The organism is Pseudomonas sp. BJa3, assembly GCF_026343815.1.
GTDB lineage: Bacteria > Pseudomonadota > Gammaproteobacteria > Pseudomonadales > Pseudomonadaceae > Aquipseudomonas > Aquipseudomonas soli.
On record NZ_JAOXMC010000495.1, the window covers coordinates 1 to 241 of the forward strand.

The 241-nt window shown below is 66.8% G+C and carries 1 pseudogene; it reads left to right on the forward strand.

Going from position 1 to position 241, the window contains the following annotated elements:
* Positions 1–241: pseudogene (locus OH705_RS28535) on the forward strand (chemotaxis protein); the annotation flags it as partial.

The following is a 241-nucleotide window of genomic DNA, read 5'->3' on the forward strand; positions in this document are numbered from 1 at the left end:
GTGTTCGAACCTGGCGCGCTGGATGGCAAGGACAATCTGTTCGCCGGCCAGGGCGAACTGGGCCGCAACGAGACCCGTCGCTTCGCCCTTTACTGGTCGCAGCCGCGGGTCGGCCAGCTGACCTCGATGGAGCTGCCCGAGCACGACATGGCCAACACCGAGATCGTCCCCAGTGGCCAGCCGGCCAACACCTGGTGGGTGTGCACGCTCAGTACCGGCACCGTGTGCGTGGTAGAGCCGT